At 55.4% G+C, this 597-nt stretch carries 1 protein-coding gene; it reads left to right on the top strand.

What is annotated here, in order from left to right:
* Window positions 1-315: 315 nt before the first annotated feature.
* A partial coding sequence (locus H3V12_RS11080; RefSeq protein ID WP_047939690.1) for an IS91 family transposase occupies window positions 316-597 on the top strand: 282 nt, incomplete at its 3' end.

Raw genomic sequence — 597 nt, 5'->3', positions numbered from 1 at the left:
ACCGCGCCTAGTGGATTATTCTTAGATAATCATGGATGGATTTTTCCAACACCCCGCCAGCCCCCGCCCCTGCTGGGTTTGCAGGTTTGGGGGCGTGACAGTTATTGCAGGGGTTCGTGACAGTTATTGCAGGGGTTCGTGACAGTTATTGCAGGGGGGCGTGACAGTTATTGCAGGGGTTCGTGACAGTTAGTACGGGAGTGACGGGCACTGGCTGGCAATGTCTAGCAACGGCAGGCATTTCGGCTGAGGGTAAAAGAACTTTCCGCTAAGCGATAGACTGTATGTAAACACAGTATTGCAAGGACGCGGAACATGCCTCATGTGGCGGCCAGGACGGCCAGCCGGGATCGGGATACTGGTCGTTACCAGAGCCACCGACCCGAGCAAACCCTTCTCTATCAGATCGTTGACGAGTATTACCCGGCATTCGCTGCGCTTATGGCAGAGCAGGGAAAGGAATTGCCGGGCTATGTGCAACGGGAATTTGAAGAATTTCTCCAATGCGGGCGGCTGGAGCATGGCTTTCTACGGGTTCGCTGCGAGTCTTGCCACGCCGAGCACCTGGTCGCTTTCAGCTGTAAGCGTCGCGGTTTC

Origin of the sequence: Bartonella sp. W8167, assembly GCF_016100335.1 — a bacterium.
Classification (GTDB): domain Bacteria; phylum Pseudomonadota; class Alphaproteobacteria; order Rhizobiales; family Rhizobiaceae; genus Bartonella; species Bartonella apis.
Note: the sequence above shows the minus strand (reverse complement) of the source record. Positions and strands in the feature narration are given on the sequence as shown.